Annotated in this window: 15 protein-coding genes; 4 read left to right on the top strand and 11 right to left on the bottom strand. The window is 44.4% G+C overall.

From position 1 onward, the window contains the following. Positions 1-688 precede the first annotated feature (688 nt). Positions 689-1,306, bottom strand: coding sequence for a c-type cytochrome (locus tag R7Z50_RS15695; protein ID WP_005379248.1), 618 nt, complete (start codon positions 1,304-1,306; stop codon positions 689-691). Between the two features lie 159 nt (positions 1,307-1,465). Between R7Z50_RS15695 and yihA the strand changes: the two genes are divergently transcribed. Then, the gene (gene yihA, locus R7Z50_RS15690) at positions 1,466-2,125 is read left to right on the top strand and encodes a ribosome biogenesis GTP-binding protein YihA/YsxC (protein WP_017635019.1); all 660 of its coding nucleotides are present in this window, start codon (positions 1,466-1,468) and stop codon (positions 2,123-2,125) included. A gap of 747 nt (positions 2,126-2,872) precedes the next feature. Here yihA and polA read toward each other — a convergent pair. The 3 genes from polA to hemB all read right to left on the bottom strand — a co-directional run bounded on the left by polA (position 2,873) and on the right by hemB (position 7,902). Then, positions 2,873-5,659 (bottom strand): DNA polymerase I, encoded by a 2,787-nt coding sequence (gene polA / locus R7Z50_RS15685; RefSeq protein WP_318149146.1) that lies wholly within the window; start codon positions 5,657-5,659, stop codon positions 2,873-2,875. 619 nt (positions 5,660-6,278) lie between these two features. Then, entirely contained in the window at positions 6,279-6,713 is a 435-nt protein-coding gene (locus tag R7Z50_RS15680) for a GNAT family N-acetyltransferase (RefSeq protein ID WP_005379245.1), read from the bottom strand. Positions 6,714-6,840: 127 nt separating this feature from the next. Continuing rightward, on the bottom strand, positions 6,841-7,902 hold the full coding sequence (gene hemB, locus R7Z50_RS15675) for a porphobilinogen synthase (protein ID WP_031777176.1): 1,062 nt from the start codon (positions 7,900-7,902) through the stop codon (positions 6,841-6,843). 184 nt (positions 7,903-8,086) lie between these two features. On the opposite strand from hemB, the gene R7Z50_RS15670 reads away from it, so the two are divergent. Continuing rightward, positions 8,087-8,848, top strand: coding sequence for a TatD family hydrolase (locus R7Z50_RS15670; protein WP_065275002.1), 762 nt, complete (start codon positions 8,087-8,089; stop codon positions 8,846-8,848). Between the two features lie 459 nt (positions 8,849-9,307). Here the strand turns inward: R7Z50_RS15670 and tatC are convergent, their stop codons facing one another. The 7 genes from tatC to rmuC all read right to left on the bottom strand — a co-directional run bounded on the left by tatC (position 9,308) and on the right by rmuC (position 15,496). Then, the gene (gene tatC / locus R7Z50_RS15665) at positions 9,308-10,060 is read right to left on the bottom strand and encodes a twin-arginine translocase subunit TatC (protein ID WP_005379234.1); all 753 of its coding nucleotides are present in this window, start codon (positions 10,058-10,060) and stop codon (positions 9,308-9,310) included. Between the two features lie 68 nt (positions 10,061-10,128). Next, entirely contained in the window at positions 10,129-10,527 is a 399-nt protein-coding gene (gene tatB / locus R7Z50_RS15660; protein WP_033905892.1) for a Sec-independent protein translocase protein TatB, read from the bottom strand. A 3-nt stretch (positions 10,528-10,530) separates the two neighbouring features. Continuing rightward, positions 10,531-10,776, bottom strand: a complete 246-nt coding sequence (tatA, locus tag R7Z50_RS15655) for a Sec-independent protein translocase subunit TatA (RefSeq protein WP_005382958.1) — start codon at positions 10,774-10,776, stop codon at positions 10,531-10,533. 52 nt (positions 10,777-10,828) lie between these two features. Then, a complete protein-coding gene (ubiB, locus tag R7Z50_RS15650) occupies positions 10,829-12,463 on the bottom strand; it encodes a ubiquinone biosynthesis regulatory protein kinase UbiB (protein ID WP_005379226.1) in 1,635 nt (544 codons plus the stop codon). Beyond that, positions 12,460-13,095: an SCP2 domain-containing protein gene (locus tag R7Z50_RS15645; protein ID WP_005379213.1), complete on the bottom strand. Its 636-nt coding sequence runs from the start codon at positions 13,093-13,095 to the stop codon at positions 12,460-12,462. Before R7Z50_RS15645 ends, ubiB begins: the two co-directional genes overlap by 4 nt. Positions 13,096-13,106: 11 nt before the next feature. Beyond that, positions 13,107-13,886 carry a bifunctional demethylmenaquinone methyltransferase/2-methoxy-6-polyprenyl-1,4-benzoquinol methylase UbiE gene (ubiE, locus tag R7Z50_RS15640; protein WP_005379210.1) on the bottom strand — a complete coding sequence of 260 codons (780 nt, stop codon included), beginning with the start codon at positions 13,884-13,886 and terminating at the stop codon, positions 13,107-13,109. Positions 13,887-13,963: 77 nt separating this feature from the next. Further along, positions 13,964-15,496 carry a DNA recombination protein RmuC gene (rmuC, locus tag R7Z50_RS15635; protein WP_318149145.1) on the bottom strand — a complete coding sequence of 511 codons (1,533 nt, stop codon included), beginning with the start codon at positions 15,494-15,496 and terminating at the stop codon, positions 13,964-13,966. 168 nt (positions 15,497-15,664) lie between these two features. Between rmuC and R7Z50_RS15630 the strand changes: the two genes are divergently transcribed. Continuing rightward, positions 15,665-16,570, top strand: a complete 906-nt coding sequence (locus tag R7Z50_RS15630) for a DMT family transporter (RefSeq protein ID WP_005379208.1) — start codon at positions 15,665-15,667, stop codon at positions 16,568-16,570. Between the two features lie 194 nt (positions 16,571-16,764). Then, the gene (locus R7Z50_RS15625) at positions 16,765-19,212 is read left to right on the top strand and encodes an EAL domain-containing protein (RefSeq protein ID WP_318149144.1); all 2,448 of its coding nucleotides are present in this window, start codon (positions 16,765-16,767) and stop codon (positions 19,210-19,212) included. Positions 19,213-19,214: the final 2 nt, after the last annotated feature.

The raw sequence follows: 19,214 nt of genomic DNA, 5'->3' as shown, positions 1-19,214 counted from the left end.
CTGAGCAAGTCAACGGATATAAAAAAAGCGACAGTCAGACTGTCGCTTTCTAAGTGCCATCAATTGGCGAAACTGTGTTGCACACATTTGGTGCACCAATGATCCCTTTGTTTTTAGAGCTTTCCCTGCCAAAAAGAGTTGTTTTTCATCTTCCTGATGAGTTTTGGCTATCCGTTTACTTCCTGTCTACTGAGCAACTTCCTGTGCCTGATCCGTTTCACTGTCTTAACCGTCAGACGAGATGACCATCCTTATCTGATAGGCTCCCTACCTATCTAAATCCCTTTCTAAATCACCAAGCATCCGAGCTACATCCTTGGAGACCTAAACCGTGGTCTTAAATCCTTACATTCACTCCCTGTGAACGACTTCTACTTTACGCCATCCCGTTATGCTCACAAGTAATGGGTTGAAAAAATAATCCGCCTATTTTTCTAAAAAATCAAAATTATCATTTAATCAAAAGCTTAAAAACACTAACAAGAAAAAGCCAACATCAAGTATGGCAAATGTCTCACAAACTGCCGAGCCAACTATCGCTTTCGCATCCAAACTCGACTGTGATATCTGTCACGAACAAAAATGCCCTAGTGGATTCACTAGGGCATTTTTGTACAAGTTGCTCGAACGATGTAGGGACATCTACCCAACCAGCTCAAGATGCAGGATCTTGAGCGATTTAGGTATATTAGTGCAGACCGCCAACGTATTTAGACAGCACTTCGATATCTTCGTCTGTCATTTTCTTCGCGATGTCGCGCATCATGGCATTCATATCATTGCCACGGTCGCCATCACGGAATTTTTCTAGCTGAGCTTTGATGTAGTCAGCATGCTGACCAGAAATTTTCGGGAAACCTGAAAGCTCAGTACCATTGCCACGAGGACCATGACATGCAATACATGCGGTTAGGCCACGCTCGGCATCACCAGCGGTATAAAGCGTTTTGCCTTTTGCTACTACATCTTCAGGTGTTGAGTTTTCTGAAACTGGTAGCGAAGCGTAGTAAGCAGATAGGTCTGCGATATCTTCATCGCTCAGTGGCATTGCCATACCACTCATTACAGGATCGTAACGACCTTGTTTACCACCACTTGTCATGCCTAGCTTAAGTTCTTTTAACTGCTTCTCAAGATACTTAGCGTGTTGGCCTGCGAGTTTCGGGTACGTTGTTATTGCACTGTTGCCATCTGCTCCGTGACAGGCGACACAGGTTTGTGATTTTGCTTTACCAGCCTCAATATTACCTTGGGCCCATACTGAGCAACTGGCTAAAAGACTCAAAATTAGCGCTAATTTCTTCATGACATTCCATTATAATTATCAAGCTTCCAGTACCACGGAATGTGAACATACCGCGTACACTCATGGTACAATAGGCGACCTTATGCCGAGCACGGTTATTTTACACATTTTCACAAAAAAGTAATCAATCGACTACACAAAGTCGAGATGGAGTTAACAGTGAGCGTAAAAATTCATTACCAAAATACGCATTTCATCACCAGCGCACCCGATATTCGTCACCTGCCGGAAGACGAAGGTGTCGAAATTGCGTTTGCAGGACGCTCAAACGCTGGTAAATCGAGTGCACTTAACCGTCTAACTAATCAAAAAAGCTTAGCCAAGACATCAAAGACACCTGGTCGTACGCAATTAATCAACCTTTTCAAAGTAGAAGAAGGTTGTCACATTGTCGATCTACCTGGATACGGTTTTGCTCAAGTACCGGTAGAGATGAAAAACAAATGGCAGAAATCTTTGGGTGAATACCTACAGAAACGCGAGTGCCTAAAAGGCTTAGTGGTTCTAATGGACATTCGTCATCCAATGAAAGATCTCGACCAACAAATGATTTTCTGGGCCATCGATAGCCACATTCCTGTGCAAGTTTTGCTAACCAAAGCAGATAAACTAAAAAGTGGTGCACGCAAACAAACTCTACTGAAAGTTCGTAAGCAAGTAGAAACTTTCGGTGGTGACGTTTCTGTTGATGTGTTCTCTTCACTGAAAGGATTAGGTGTCGATCAGCTACGTGCAAAACTGGATACCTGGTTTGCACCAGCACTAGCACACCTGATAGAAGAAGACGAACAAGAGATACCAGCGAGCGATGAAGAATAATTAACAATATTTGTTAAATTTCTTCGACACGGCCCTGCCATTTGGTGGGGCTTTTGTTTATCTGAACTAAATAACAGGCAATAAAAATCCCCGCCTTCCTGGCAGGGATAACGGGAGAGAAAAATTGGTAATTATTGTTATGTGACGAAGCATTGCTGAACTGAGATTCGATTTCAATAGGTTAAAAAGCGCTCTTGTTTCCTGTGTATCACCAAACATTCACTCCAAAAACACCCAATAGCGTTACAATTCAGACAGTTAAGCCAAGCAAATCTTCAAAAAGATGTAACTTAGTTTCTTTCAAGAAAAAATAATAGTGTGACTGGCGTAAATTTACAGGATGAATAACGCAATAAATTTGAAGGAAAAATCGAGATTTTGCAGTGACTTAGAAAGGTCAAAAAAGAAGGTTTTTGAAGGCTAACTTTAAGCTGCTGATCCAAAAGAATAATTTTCTTTCGCCCAATAAAAAACGCCCCAGTCAAAAACTGACTGGGGCGGCTGAATCAGCCTAATCCAATAACGTGAAACAAAAGGTCTGAAAGATAGAACATCTTACCTCTGTACCCTACGAGTATTAATGTACAACAATTGGTCAGAATTGCAAAGAATTTTTGTAGTTTTTTTTCATGAAATTTTTATTAAGCAACATCAAAGTTAACTTTGCGCTAGCTTTTTTAATCTCAAAAAAAAGCCAGCGTTTGTGCGCTGGCTCATAATTAATTGGTTATTTTGGTCTAAAAGTGACTAATGAGCTTGATCCCAGTTATCACCGTGACCTGCTTCTGCAACCAACGGTACTTTTAGCTCTGCTGCAGATTCCATCAATTTCTGTACTTTACTTTCAATTTCGGACAATGATGACTCTTCAACTTCAAAGACCAATTCATCGTGTACTTGCATTAATAACTTCACACGACCATTGCCTTCTTCCTGAATCCACTGTTCAACCAACAGCATCGCTTTCTTAATGATGTCCGCAGCCGTACCTTGCATTGGTGCGTTGATTGCCGCACGTTCAGCAGCTTTACGACGCATCCCGTTGCGTGATTTGATTTCTGGTAAATGCAAACGTCGACCAAAAATCGTTTCAACATACCCTTTATCTGCTGCCGTGCTGCGTGTGTCTTCCATGTACTGCATCACGCCTGGGTAACGTTCAAAGTATGTATCCATGTACGCTTGAGCCTCACCACGAGGAATGCCTAATTGCTTCGCCAAACCAAACGCACTCATGCCGTAAATAAGACCGAAATTAACCGCTTTCGCACGACGACGTTGCTCACTTGAAACGTCTTCAATAGAAACACCCATGATTTCTGCTGCGGTTGCCGCGTGGATATCTTTGCCATCACGGAATGCATCCAATAACGCTTGGTCACCAGAAAGGTGCGCCATGATGCGAAGTTCGATTTGCGAGTAGTCGACCGCTAAGATTTTATGCCCTGATGGCGCGACAAACGCTTGACGAATACGACGGCCAGCTTCGTTACGAATTGGAATGTTCTGTAAGTTCGGATCAGTAGAAGATAGACGACCCGTTGCAGTCACTGCTTGGTGGTAAGAAGTATGCACGCGCCCCGTTGATGGGTTGATCATCTTCGGCAGTTTGTCGGTGTAAGTTGATTTTAGCTTCGCCAAACCACGGTATTCCAAAATCAGTTTTGGTAGTGGGTAGTCTAGCGCGAGTTCTTGCAGAACTTCTTCATTCGTCGATGGTGTGCCTGATGGCGTTTTCTTCACAACCGGTAAACCCATTTTTTCAAATAGGATGGCTTGTAATTGCTTTGGCGAGTTCATGTTAAACTCTTGCTCTGCAATTTCGTACGCTTTCTTTTCAAGCTCATCAAGGCGAGCGGTAATCTCGACCGACTGCGCACTCAGCTTCATTTCATCGATAAAGACCCCAGTGCGTTCAATGCGCGAAAGAACTGGCACCAACGGCATTTCAATCTCTTCGTAAACTGTCTTCAGGCTTTCATCCTGCTCGATATTAGCAAACAAGCGATTGTGCAGACGAAGGGTCACATCCGCATCTTCTGCCGCGTATGGCGATGCTTGTTCCAGTTTGATTTGGTTAAACGTAAGCTGATTTTTGCCTTTACCTGCAATTTGCTCAAAAGAAATGCAGCTGTGCTGTAGGAAGCGAAGCGCCAAGCTGTCCATATCGTGTTTACCGCCGACACTGTTGTAGATATACGATTCCAACATCGTGTCGTGCTTAATACCTTTTAGCTCAATGTCGTAACGAGCGAGTACAGACGCATCATACTTTAAGTTTTGACCGACTTTTGCTTTCGCTGCATCTTCAAGAATTGGCTTCAGCTGTTCTAGTACCCAATCACGATCAAGCTGTTCAGGCGCATCTAAATAGTCATGTGCAACTGGCACATAAGCCGCAATACCTTCATCGACAGCGAATGACAAACCAACTAGATTCGCTAGCATGTAATCTAGGTTATCGGTCTCCGTATCAAATGCAAACAGCTCAGCCGTTTGAAGTTTATCTAGCCAAGCATTGAAGGTTTCTTTATCCAGAATTGTTTCATATTGGCTGCGATCGATTGTTACCGCAGAAGTTTCCATCTCGGCTTGAGAAGAAGAAGCTTGTGAAGATCCTGCAAGCTCTACGGCCTCCACAGATCCAGAACCGCCTTCAAGTAGTTCATTCAACCAAGATTTAAACGTCAGTTGGCCATACAGCTTCACTAATTCGTCTTTATTTGGTTCCGCTTTCAGCAATGATTCTGGCGTTTCCTCAAGCTCAACATCCAATTTGATGGTCGCGAGCTCATACGAAAGCATGGCATTTTCTTTGTTGTCGATGAGCTTTTTCGCCATGGTTTTAGAACCACGGAAACCAAGCCCTGCAATATCATCGAGGTTTTCATACAACTTCGTCAGACCACCAATACCTTGCAGTAGTGCGGTCGCTGTTTTATCACCGACACCCGGTACACCAGGAATGTTATCTACTTTATCGCCCATCAGTGCTAAGTAGTCGATGATCAACTCAGGTGGAATGCCAAACTTTTCAACCACACCTTCACGATCCATTACGACGTTCGTCATGGTGTTGATCAAGGTAATGTTATCATCCACTAGCTGCGCCATGTCTTTATCACCAGTACTGATCAATACAGGCATGCCCTTTTGTGATGCTTGGTATGCTAACGTACCGATGACGTCATCCGCCTCGACGCCAGGAACACAGATCAGCGGCAAACCCATTGCACGAATAACATTGTGTAATGGTTCAATTTGACAACGCAGGTCATCCGGCATTGGCGGACGATTCGCTTTGTATTCTGCATACATATCATCACGAAAGGTTTTTCCCTTTGCATCGAAAACCACCGCGATGCGCTCAGACGCAAACTGACGCATCATGCTGCGTAACATGTTCACGACGCCGTAAACGGCATTAGTTGGAATTTCACCATTGCTCATGGTGCCCGGGTAGGCGTGAAAAGCGCGATATAGGTAAGAAGAGCCGTCGATAAGGATCAACGGATTTTCAGGAATACTTGCCATAATTGTCTGTATCCAATTCAGTACTTGAGAGATCTGCCTAGGATGCCATGACTGCTGATCTGAATCTATCTTGTTCGCTCGATCTAGGTCGCGTAAATTTTTCCGACTTTATTCACGAAAACACCACCTCCTGTGGATAACTCTGTTTATAGAAATTATCCACTGGTTATCCAATAACAAAAAACACAAGAAAACACCAATCCAAACCATTGATTAATAACAACAAATTCGCATAACGGCGAGAAGATCAACGATCCTAAAATGATCATCGCATGTGGAAAAGATATTAATAGTGACGTCAAATAGAAATCGTAGAAAAGAAAAAAGCGACCCGAATGGGGTCGCCTAGCAGAAGTGGTAAAGCAAATTCTGTAAATAGAGCAGCTTAACCAAGAAGCTATAAATTACACTGGAAGCAATGTGAGCAATGTCGTGTCAAAAAGAATTCGTGCAAGTTCTCGGAAAAATGTTTCATCACTTCTCAACTTTCAGTTAATTAACTTCTGTTAATAAGTCACTCAACGTCCTTGTGAACTTTCCTCATTCCCTAAGACAGGTTTAATAATAATGATTCTCATTTCGTAGTCAACAGTTAAATGAGAAAAAATCTCATTTATTTTCACATTGCTTTAATGAAATGCACTCTAGATTCTCGAAGATTTACTTTTTCTTCAAACTTTTCAATGATATAGCCATTTCTCAATAACAAGCGAAGCATAGCCGGAAACTGGTTTCGAGATTTCACTTTTAATGTGTTGTAGCCTTGTTCTGCCACCCAATCCTCTTGAGCTTCCAAAAGCAGTTGTGCCACGCCTTCATTTCGAGCTTCAGGGACAACACCACCTAACCAGCTATAGAAAACACCATCCTCTAATTCGTAACCTATTTTGAAGCCGACAATCGTGCCATTTTTTTCTGCAACGAGGATTAAACTGTTTTTCTCTTCTAAACGTTGAGTCATGGAGTCTACCGTTTCTCCTTTCGAAAACTCGGTAACACGCGCCACAACTTGAAGTGCTTCTTCCAATGTGCCTTCACGAATCAGCATTGTCATTGTTCTCTTCTCCAAAATAAAAATACCCAAGCACCTTGGATTGTTACTGTTGTAATCCGCCTGAGGTTACTTGGGTATATACAGACGAACAACTCTTGTTGGTCTGGTATTTCTCACTGAGCGATAATTACTCTTCTGTCGCTTCCGGAGTACGATTTAGGTGTTGAGCAGTTTGTGCATTCTCTTCTGCCAACCACTCAGCAACGTCTTTCGCAAAGTACGTTAAGATGCCATCTGCACCTGCACGTTTGAAGCACAATAGTGATTCCATCACAATTTCACGCTCTTTGAGCCAGCCATTCATGATCGCCGCTTTATGCATCGCGTACTCGCCAGAGACTTGATAAGCAAATGTCGGTACTTGAAGTTCAGTTTTTACTCGGCGAACTACATCTAAGTATGGCATACCAGGTTTAACCATCACCATGTCCGCACCTTCATTGATGTCTAGCGCCACTTCGTGAATCGCTTCATCAATGTTTGCTGGGTCCATTTGGTAGTTTTTCTTGTTGCCGCCTTTTAGATTTGAAGAAGAGCCAACCGCATCACGGAATGGTCCGTAGTAGTTCGATGCGTACTTAGCCGAGTAAGCCATGATTTGAGTATGAATGTAGCCCGCGTTTTCTAATGCTTCGCGGATCTTACCAATTCGGCCATCCATCATGTCTGAAGGCGCGACTACGTCAGCACCCGCTTCTGCATGAGACAAAGCCTGCTTAACCAATACTTCTGTGGTTTCATCATTCATTACGTAGCCATCTTCATCGATGATGCCGTCTTGGCCATGTGTCGTGAATGGGTCGAGTGCCACGTCTGTGATTACACCAATTTGAGGAATGTGTTCTTTAAGCGCTCGTACTGCTCGCTGAACCAAACCTTCTGGGTTGTAGGCTTCAGTAGCACATAAGCTTTTAGCGTCTTGGTTTACGACAGGAAAAAGCGCGATTGCTGGAACGCCTAGATTTGCAAGGTATTGTGCTTCTTCTAGCATTAAATCAATCGACAAACGCTCTACACCCGGCATGGACTCCACGCTCTCACGACGATCTTTACCCATAAGAATGAACATTGGGTAAATCAGATCATTAACAGAAAGTTGGTTCTCAGCCATCAAACGACGACTAAAATCGTGCTTACGTAAACGACGCATACGGCGTGCAGGGAATGGACCTTGAATTGATACAGACACCATTTTCTCCTTGTCTGGACGGTTATGATGATCAAATCATCTGGTGAACAAAATCATATCACTCTTGATGCATGTTGCGAGTGACAATCTGGAAAAAGGTAATGAAAAAAACTGAAAATGACCCAGCACTCACACTCAAGTATACTTCGAATACGAAACCAACCATGAAGCACAGAGAGTAACGATGATCGATACCCACGCGCACATCTATGCTAGCGAATTTGATAACGACCGCGATGAAGTAGTACAACGCGCCTTAACGCAAGGCATTAATAAAATCCTGTTGCCAAACATCGATCTGGACTCAATTGAGCCCATGCTAAAAACCGAAGCGGCATATCCTGACGTATGCCACTCAATGATGGGGCTGCACCCTTGCTATGTGGATAACAACGTTGAGCAAACGTTGGAGATCATCCGCGGCTGGTTTGAGAAACACAAGTTTATTGCGGTGGGCGAAATCGGTATCGACCTATATTGGGATAAAACCTATCGTGCTGAGCAAGAAATAACGTTCGTAGCTCAACTTAACTGGGCAAAAGAGATGGATTTACCGGTCGTTATCCACACTCGTGATTCGATTGAAGAAACACTCACTTTGCTACGACAAGAGCAAGATGGTCGTCTGCGTGGTGTATTCCACTGTTTTGGAGGCAGCTTAGAAGAAGCACAAGCAATCAATGAGCTAGGCTTCCACTTAGGCTTAGGTGGCGTATCAACCTTTAAGAATGGCGGAATGGATAAAGTCATTCCACATTTGGATATGCAGTGGGTCATTTTAGAAACCGACTGTCCATATTTAGCGCCTGTGCCACACCGTGGTAAACGTAATGAACCAGCCTACACTTCTCTCGTTGCACAACGTGTTGCCGACTTGCGTGATGTCGACATCGCAACCATCGATGCCATAACGACTGAGAATGCCAAAAAGCTGTTTAATATTTAATTCACGAGAATTGAAAAAAGCGACGAAATCAACGTCGCTTTTTTATCACCTAAACTATTGAATGAACGATTCAACCTGTTGAAATAGTAGAACAATCCATACAAAATTATTGATAAACATAATAATTAACTAGCAACTCTACTTACTTCTCATATCGTCACTTTACTTCGTCCGCTTTGCAAAACTGTCGACAACTCGACACATTATTTTTCTATACTGATTTACGCCCATTAATTAGCACAAATGTAAAACAGCATGAATATGGAAGTTGAAGTGTGTACACATGGTGCTTACTTACAACGCGTACCGCGCAGTTTTTTTCAAAAGCTGCTGGGCATCAAGGAAGTATACGTATGCACAAAATGTGGTTACGTCATGAAAGTTAAGTAATTAGCCCAAGAAAAAACCAACCGCAAAAAAAGCGGCTCAATTGAGCCGCTTTTCACATCTAGATTAGCCTTATTCTTCGGTTTCCGCTTCTACTTCTTCGCTTCGACGAGTATAAAAACGCGCGAAGAACAAACCGACTTCAAACAGTAAACACATCGGAATAGCGAGTAAGGTTTGCGAGATCATGTCTGGTGGCGTTAACACCATACCTACGACAAACGCAGCCACTATAATATAAGGACGTTTCTGTCTTAAATCTTCTGGTGTAGTGGCCCCAGTCCAACACAACAAAATAATCGCAACAGGCACCTCGAATGCGATACCAAACGCCATAAATAGCGCCAGCACAAAGTCGAGATAACTCGAGATATCAGTTGCAAACTCTACTCCACCAAGAGAGATGGCGGTAAAGAAGCCAAACACCAATGGAAATACCACGAAGTAGGCAAATGCCACTCCACAGTAGAACAATAGCGAACTAGAGAACAGCAGTGGCATGATCAATCGACGTTCATGCTTGTACAAACCTGGCGCTACAAATGCCCACACTTGATACAAGATAAACGGCACCGCAATAAATACCGAAGCAATTAACGTCAGCTTAAGTGGCGTAAAAAAAGGTGACGCTACATCCGTAGCAATCATGGTCGCGCCTTCAGGTAGACGTTCTACTAAAGGTGCGGAAACAAACTCGTAAATGTGGTTAGAGAAATAAATTAGTCCGACAAACACGACCAACACTGCGAGGATTGAGCGCAGTAGTCGGTTGCGAAGCTCCAACAAATGACTAATTAAAGGTTGTGTCTGCTCGACGGTAGACATGGCAAACCTCTTATTAAAAACCAGATCAAAAAGGAGCTACCAATCACTAGTAGCTCCTCCTAATGAGACTATTCGGCTTTCTTATCTGCCGCTGTAACCTTGCTCTCTTGCGCTTTCTCTACCTTTTCTGCTGCTGGCTCTGTTTTTACAGGCTCAGCCTCTGAATCGGTGTTCTTTGCGTAAGGACGATTTACAGATTGCGCTGCCTTCTTCAACTCTTCAACTGAAGATTTCAACTCAGGGGACAAATCATCCATCCCCATTTGTTCTGCTTTGCGCAAGTTTTCTTGCAGCTCTTGGACTTTCAGCTCGTGTGACAATTCGTCTTTGACGCTATTTGCCATACTCTTAGCGGCACCGATAAAGCGAGACACGCTGCGAATAGCATGAGGCAAACGCTCCGGCCCAAGAACGACCAGACCAACAACAGATATTAATACCAGTTCCCAAAAACCGATATCAAACACGTTTTACGCCTGCTCTTTGTCTTTTTTCGTTTCAGGAGCAGCTTCTTTTTTCTGCTGCTCTTCTAGACTTTTTGGTTCGAAGTCTGCGTCTTTGTCATTTTTCGCAGGTTCATCTTCGCTCATCGCTTTTTTGAAGCCCTTAACGGCACCACCCAGATCGCCACCGATACCGCGTAGTTTCTTTGTTCCGAATAGCAATACAACAATTACAGCAATGATTAGAAGTTGCCAAACACTGATACCACCCATTCTCTTTACCTCGGGTCTTTAAACAAACAAAAATATTTCAAGAGTTTAACGTCTATTGACGATAAGCTCGCCAACTAAGCAGCCAAAATGTGACACCTGCGATACCGCAGGCCAACGAAAGCTGCTCAAAAGCATCGTTCACCAATATTGCCGAGCATACGACTAAAGTCGCGCCAACGCCAAACAAAAACTTTCCTGTCGCCTGCTGGCGCTTGCTCTGGCGATACCCTTGATAAAGCTGATCCATACGTTGATTCATCGCTTTACCTTGTTTCAGGCTATCGTAAAGTAGCTCTGGCAGTTCAGGTAATTTCTCTGCCCAAAATGGTGCGCGGTCTTTAATCGCATTCACTAGAGCTTGCGGCCCAACTTGATTCATCATCCATTCCTCCAGGAATGGTTTTGCGGTCTCCCACAAATCGAGTTGAGGATATAGCTGCCTACCAAGCCCTTCCACGTACAATAGCGTTTTTTGCAACAGTACAAGCTGTGGCTGAACCTCCATATTGAATCGACGTGCCGTGTTGAACAAATTCAACAACACATGACCAAAGGAGATTTCGCACAATGGCTTAGCAAAAATAGGCTCACACACAATGCGAATCGCGAACTCAAACTCATCGACATTGGTATCCGCAGGCACCCACCCTGAATCCACATGTAACTCCGCCACTCGGCGGTAGTCACGATTGAAAAACGCCAGGAAGTTTTCCGCCAGATAACGCTTGTCTTCGCTATTAAGTGTACCAACGATTCCGCAATCTAGCCCTATCCACATTGGGTTCTCTGGATGTTCGGGTTTGACGAACACATTACCCGGATGCATATCGGCATGGAAAAAGCTGTCTCGGAACACCTGAGTGAAGAACACACTCACACCGCGTTCCGCGAGCAATTTCATATTGGTGCCATTTGCTTTCAAGCCTTCAATATCAGAGACTTGAATGCCATATATTCGCTCAGAAACCATGACAGTTTCATTACTGAAGTCGGGAAAAACTTCAGGAACATACAATTCTTCGCTGCCCTCAAAGTTGCGGCGCAACTGAATGGCATTCGCCGCCTCACGTCGCAAGTCGAGTTCATCAAGCAGGGTTTTCTCGTACTCACGCACGACTTCAACTGGTTTTAAACGACGTGCTTCAGGCATCGCTCCGGCGACTATACGCGCCATTCGGTGCATCAGTTTTAGATCTGAATCAATGACTGGGCGAATATCTGGGCGGATAACCTTTAATACCACTTCTTGGTTAGTGTCTTTTATGCGCGCAGTATGTACCTGAGCAATCGACGCAGACGCCAGTGGTTTGATATCAAACTCGGTAAACCATTTTTCTAACGGACCACCTAATGCTTGCTCCATCTGCTTTTTTGCCAACTCGCCATCAAAAGGAGCGACTTGGTCTTGAAGTAAAGCTAGGGGATCAGCGATATGCGGAGGAAATAAGTCACGGCGCGTCGACATCATCTGACCGAACTTAATCCAAACCGGCCCCAGCTCTTGCAGTGCTAAACGCAGACGTTCACCGAGTGGTTTTTCTGGGTGCTTGTTCTTAATCCAAAACAAGCTTTTGCGCAGTAAAAGCGGAGCTTTGGTCAGTTGGTGATCGGGAAGCAGCTCATCTAAGCCGTATTCCAGTTGTACTTTGGCGATGTGGTATAAGCGCTTTAGTTCTGCTGGCGTCATGGTTTCTCCAATGCAGGCTTATCTGCATCCAGCTTATTCAGCAAAGCCGTTAAACGAGCTTCAATGCGAGAAGCCTGGCTGCGAACCTCATCAACTTGGTCGCAGAAATAGGCCACTTCTAACGGAGCGGGAGCCAGTTTCCATTCTTCAGTCACTACTTGCGCAAGATGACGCTGGTGTTTTTCTGCTTGAGACGCAAGAAAGTTGCCGATGTTTTTTGAACCTTGCACAAAGGTATGTGCGGCGACATCGCCAGTCACGCGAGACAACCACTCTTCAACATCTGGTTTGCAATCCACCATCAACTGAGAGAATTTCTGCGCCAATTGAATATCGCCTTCGAGTTCAAGTTTATCTTGTTTAATAAGACGAGTGATGTTGGCCTGATCGCGCAGCTCTGGTAACACACTCAAGTTGAGCGATAGATAGCAGTTAGGCTGCCCTTCGTAATGACCAAGCACATCAATTTGCTGACTAAAAACGAATGTCAGTGTTTTATTGATCTCTTTCAGGTGAACTTGAATAACTTGACCTTTTAGACGCGCTAAACGACGGCCCAATGCTGGGTCGTCTTTGATCAGTGTATTCAGTGACGTTTCAATCACAGCGGTGATAAGTGGTTCAAATGGCATGCCGTTAACCCTTAGAATTTATAACCGCGATGCAAAGCCACAATACCACCAGTTAAGTTGTAGTATTTGGTGTTTTCAAAACCTGCGTCTTGCATCATGCCTTCGAGCGTTTCTTGGTCTGGATGCATACGGATTGACTCCGCTAGGTAGCGGTAACTCTCTGAGTCATTCGCAACTAGCTCACCAATTCTCGGCAACAAGTGGAATGAATATGCGTCGTATACTTTCGATAACGGCTCTAGCACCGGTTTTGAAAATTCCAACACCAATAGACGGCCGCCTGGCTTCAGTACGCGGAACATTGAACGAAGCGCTTTGTCTTTGTCAGTCACATTACGCAAACAAAAACTGATGGTGATAACATCAAAATAATCATCAGGGAACGGCAGTTCTTCTGCGTTGGCTTGAACGTAATGCACGTTACCCACAATACCGTTGTCACGCAGTTTATCTCGACCAACGTTAAGCATTGAGTTATTGATATCGGCAAGGATGACATGGCCTTCATCGCCAACAATGCGCGAGAATTTCGCCGTCAAATCACCCGTACCACCACCTAGGTCAAGAATACGTTGGCCAGGGCGAGCGCCACTACAATCGATAGTGAAGCGCTTCCAAAGGCGGTGAATACCACCAGACATCAGGTCATTCATGATGTCGTATTTTGTTGCCACGGAGTGGAATACTTCGGCAACCTTAGTCACTTTTTCGTCTTTTGCCACTGTAGAGAAACCAAAGTGAGTGGTTTCATTCTCTAACGCTGTATTGGATTGCAAACTTGTGTCCGTCATTCTAATTCCTCTTAGGCAGCGCTTTCCTCTACGGGGCGTTTGTTGACAAATAAAATCGCCCACTGCACTGCGGGCGATTAGTTTACTTTATCCTCAGCCGGATGTCTTTCTACTAACGGGTCATTTTCTGAAAATGCATCACTCTGCGCTAACTGCGCGAGGTCGGAAGAAATCGGTCGTTTAATTTCAACTCCCAAGTGTTTAAAGCTTTCGGCTTGGCGAATCACATTTCCGCGCCCTGTGGCAAGCTTGTTCATCGCACCTTGATAGCTTTGATTCGCCTTATCCAGCGCACCGCCGAGCCCCTCCATGTCGTCTACAAACAATCGTAATTTGTCGTAGAGTTTTGTCGCACGCTGCGCAATCATTTTGGCGTTTTCATTTTGGCGTTCATTGCGCCATAGATTATCAATGGTGCGCAATGCCACCAGCAACGTTGTTGGGCTCACCAAAATGATGTTTTGCTCCATCGCGTCTTTAATCAAGCTCGGATCGGCTTGAATCGCGACTTGGAACGCCGGCTCAACCGGGATAAACATCAGAACATAGTCCAAACTCTGAATATCTTTGAGTTTGTGGTAGTCCTTCATGCTTAACCCTTTGATATGTGCACGTAGAGCAGCTAAGTGCGCATTCAAAGCCTGATCGCGCTCAGCATCAGTTTCGGCGTTGAAGTAGCGCTCATAGGCAACCAGCGCCATTTTAGAATCCACAACCACTTGTTTGTTTTGTGGGAGATGCACAATGACATCAGGTTGGTAACGCTTGCCTGCTTCATTTTGTAAGTTCACCTGAGTCTGATATTCGTGCCCTTCACGCAAGCCAGATTCGGCAAGTACCCTAGCGAGCACCACTTCGCCCCAGTTACCTTGCTGTTTGTTGTCCCCTTTCAACGCTTGGGTCAAATTAACCGCTTCGCGCGTCATTTGCTCGTTCAAACGTTGCAGGTTTTTCAGCTCATGCACTAAGGTATGGCGCTCTTTAGCTTCTTGGCTAAAGCTGTCATTAACGTGCTTTTTGAACCCTTCTAACTGTTCTCTAAGCGGTGACAACAAGCCTTCTAAACTCTGACGGTTTTGCAAATCGACCTTCGCGGTTTTTTCTTCAAACAGTTGATTTGCCAAGTGCTCAAATTGTTGTTTCAAGCGTGCTTCCGCTTGTTCTAAAATTTGCAGTTTTTCGGCATTAGCTTGGTTTATTTGCTCATGGCGAGCTTGCTGTTCACGCAGCTGCGTTTCTAGACGTGATTTGTGTTCACGCATTTGACCAAGCTCATCAAAGTATTGCTGGCGCTCTTGCTTTACAGCCTCGAAGTAACGCAGTTTTTCCATTGCTGCCATCAGCTTTCCATGTGTTTGGCGTACTTCAAACGCGGCTTTATCGCGCTCATCATCTAATTCATCCAACTCTTGCTGGGCATCGGCAAGGCTTTGCTTGACCTGTTCAAGTTGCTGTTGATGAAGCTGTTTTTCTGAAACAAGTTGTTGCTCGAGAAGCTGAGTTTGGGTGATAAAACGCTGTTTCACCCACCAACCGGCAGCGACACCACTAAGCGTGGCAGCACAAAGAGAAGAGAGAATGAGAGATTGGTACTCAAGAATCCATTGCATAATAGCGAGTTAGCCTGTGTTTTGTATCTATAACAATGGTATTTAGACACTGGATAAATGTCCAGTTTGTTGGATGAAAAATCCTCGCATACACTAGGCCTTCCTATAATATTCTTTCTTCCGCTCAAATTATCCAAATCGAGCGGCACATCATCACGCAGAGGCATCATGAACGAGCGTCGCGCCCTAGGATTTGGGCTCTCAGCAGTATTACTTTGGTCTACCGTTGCAACCGCATTTAAACTCACGTTAGCAGAATTTACGCCGATTCAAATGCTATGCATTGCCAGTATCGTCTCTGCGATTGCGCTAACAGTAATCTGTGGTGTGCAAGGTAAATTGGGCCAGTTAAGCGCTACATTTTTCTCAAACCCTTGGTATTACCTACTGCTTGGGTTGATTAACCCTTTGGCGTATTACGTTATTCTGTTCAAAGCATATGACTTGCTGCCCGCATCTCAGGCTCAAGCGATCAACTACAGCTGGGCCATCACCTTAACGTTAATGGCCGCTGTTTTCTTAGGACAAAAGATCCGTGGTAAGGACTGGCTGGCTTGCGGTTTTAGTTATGTCGGTGTGATAGTGATTGCCACACAAGGCAATCTTTTAGGCATGGAATTTGAGAGCCCGTTGGGTGTTGGTCTTGCGCTGCTATCAACGCTGCTGTGGGCCGGTTACTGGATTTTAAATACCAAAAATAAGGCCGACCCTGTGGTTGGCGTTCTGCTCGGCTTTTTGGTCGCTATTCCATTCGCCATTGGTTTAAGTCTTTATGAAGGTGCTGACTGGCAGATGATCTCAGCTAAAGGCTGGGCAGCGGTGACGTATGTCGGACTGTTTGAAATGGGGATCACTTTCGTTTTGTGGCTGAGCGCACTCAAATCAACGCAAAACACCGCGCGTATCAGTAATCTGATCTTTGCTTCTCCATTTATCTCACTCATGTTGTTAGCTACCATCATCGGCGAAGAAATTCATCCTTCAACCTTGATTGGCCTGGTATTGATCATCAGTGGCTTAGTCATTCAGCAAGTCTCATGGGGCAAGAAAACCAAAGCGGTAAACGCTTCTTAATCACCTATCAAAAGCCCTAAAAAACGATGCAATAAGTTGGATAAAAAAGAGATATAGATAACATTTTAATGATAGAAAGCACTTTACGCTGCTAGGATTTAGCTACGCGTTGGATACGATACTCACAAAGCCCAATAGCTTACGCTAGATTCTAATATAATTACCTTTGGGCGATTTAGGACTCGTTATTAATTATGTTTCGCTTCGCTATTCCTTCGCCTTTGATGGCAGACTGGCAACACGTTCTGCGACAATGCTGTGATTTAACTCAAGCTCAGGGACAGCTTTATACTCTGAGCGATACTCAGCAGTGGCTATCGACTGAGGTGTCCACCTCAACCCAAAATCATCGTGCTATCATCGATGTGATAACGCAAGTTGTCGATCACTTTACGCCGACAGATTTTACAGTTAGCCATACCCCCTTTGAAGAGCAAACCTTGAGCATTGGACCAGTTTGGCTACCTAATGGCGAATTGCTTGCCGTACTGACACTGACTCACCCTAATGATCAATCAACGGTTGTTTCGGCATGGCTAAGCGCAATGGCGGGGCGGATCAGCTTTGATATCAACTTGCACTGTCAGCAAGAACAAACGCGACATCAAAGCGCGGAAATAAAGCCAACACCAACACTACAAGAGTTTATCGACTGCCTTGAAGACCACGTATGGATAAAAGGCATGGATGGCCTTTATTCGATGACCAACCGAAGCGTAGAAAACGCGTGGCAAAAAACCAACAGTGAAATCATTGGAAAAGACGATTTTGCCCTGTTTAGCCATGAACGTGCGGAAAAATTCATTGATGCCGATAAATTGGTGGTAGCCACTGGCACGCAAAATATTGTTGAAGAATGCCGTCAAATTGATGAAAACAATAACCCCACTTGGCTAGAAACCATTAAGTCTCCTGTCCGTGATCATGCGGGAAACTTAATCGGCATTCTGGGGATGACACGTAACATCACCCGCCGAAAAATGGTAGAAACGCAGCTCTCCTTAGCGTCCCAAATTTTCAACAATTCGCAAGAAGGCATGGTCATTACAGACCGCAATGCCAACATCATTGATGTAAACACGGCTTTTACCCAAATTACAGGTTACCGCTCTGAAGAGGTGATAGGAAAAAACCCACGAATTCTGCGCTCAGGTCATCATGATCAAGGTTTCTATCAACAGTTGTGGCATCAACTCGAAAACAAAGGCCAATGGAAAGGCGAATTCATCAACAGAAAGAAAGATGGCAGCATTTATCCGCAATTAGCGACCATTAGCGCCGTAATGGACGATAAAAACCACCTTATTAACTACATTTGTGTGTTTGAAGATATCTCTGTGCGTAAGGCACACGAAGAAAAGCTGCAGCGCATGGCTTTTTACGATCCATTAACCAATCTACCTAATCGCACCCATTTACTCAGCTTACTCGAGCAACACATCGAAACCGGACACAAAAACCAGCAGACGTTTGCCACCCTATTCTTAGATATCGACCATTTCAAACACATCAACGATAGTATGGGCCACTTCTGTGGTGACCAACTGCTGTCTAAGTTAGCGATTCGTCTGCAAGATGTGCTTCACCTCAATGCGCATGTGGCTCGCATTGGCGGCGATGAATTTGTGATTATTTTGCCAGACATCCATAGTGATGTTGCCTTACTGGAAACCGTCGGCGATATTCTAAGCGTATTCCAGCAACCATTCGACTTGGCAAACCACGACTCACTTCGTGTCTCGACAAGTATTGGTATTGCCTTGTACCCAAGAGACGGTCAAGACAGTGAAACCTTACTGAAAAACGCAGACACCGCGATGTACTTAGCAAAGAAAAATGGACGCAACGGCTACGCGTTTTACTCACCGGATTTGACCGATAAATCCGTATCCCATGTACGCATTCAATCCGCTTTGCATCAAGCAATAGAAAAACAACAACTCCGGTTAGAATTCCAACCGCAATACAATTTGGAACAAAATACGATTGTCGGCGTGGAAGCTTTATTACGCTGGCAGCATCCAGAGTTTGGCCTTGTACCACCAGCAGACTTTATTCCAATTGCAGAAAAAACAGGGCTGATTCAAAGCATTGGTGAGTGGGTGTTACAACAAGCCTGTTTGCAAGGTAATGCTTGGCTGGACCAAGGCATCGAGTTTGGCAAAATCGCCGTCAATGTTTCTGCGTTGCAGCTTCAGCAGTCAAATTTCATTCAGCGATTAAGTACTATCCTCGATAACACCGGATACCCTGCCCAACGGTTAGATTTGGAGATCACAGAGAGCTTTTTACTAATCGACCCTCAACAAGCCATTGCATCGTTAAATCAATTACGAGAACTGGGTATTGAGATTTCTCTGGATGACTTTGGAACTGGCTATTCGTCTTTGTCTTACTTGAAAGGTTTGCCAATCAACAAACTGAAAATTGACCGCTCATTTGTCAGTGATGTCCCAAGTAATAGCGACAGCAACGCGATTGTGAATGCCATTATTGCCATGGGAAAAACGCTGTCGTTGAAAGTCGTCGCGGAAGGGATAGAAACTCGGGAACAAGCCGATTATTTATTCGAAAAAGGCTGTATTTATGGTCAGGGATATTTATTTAGTCAGCCAGTGAGCGCTGAAAAACTGTTTCGTTGAAC

This window comes from Vibrio sp. 1249-1, from assembly GCF_033340495.1.
Note: the sequence above shows the minus strand (reverse complement) of the source record. Positions and strands in the feature narration are given on the sequence as shown.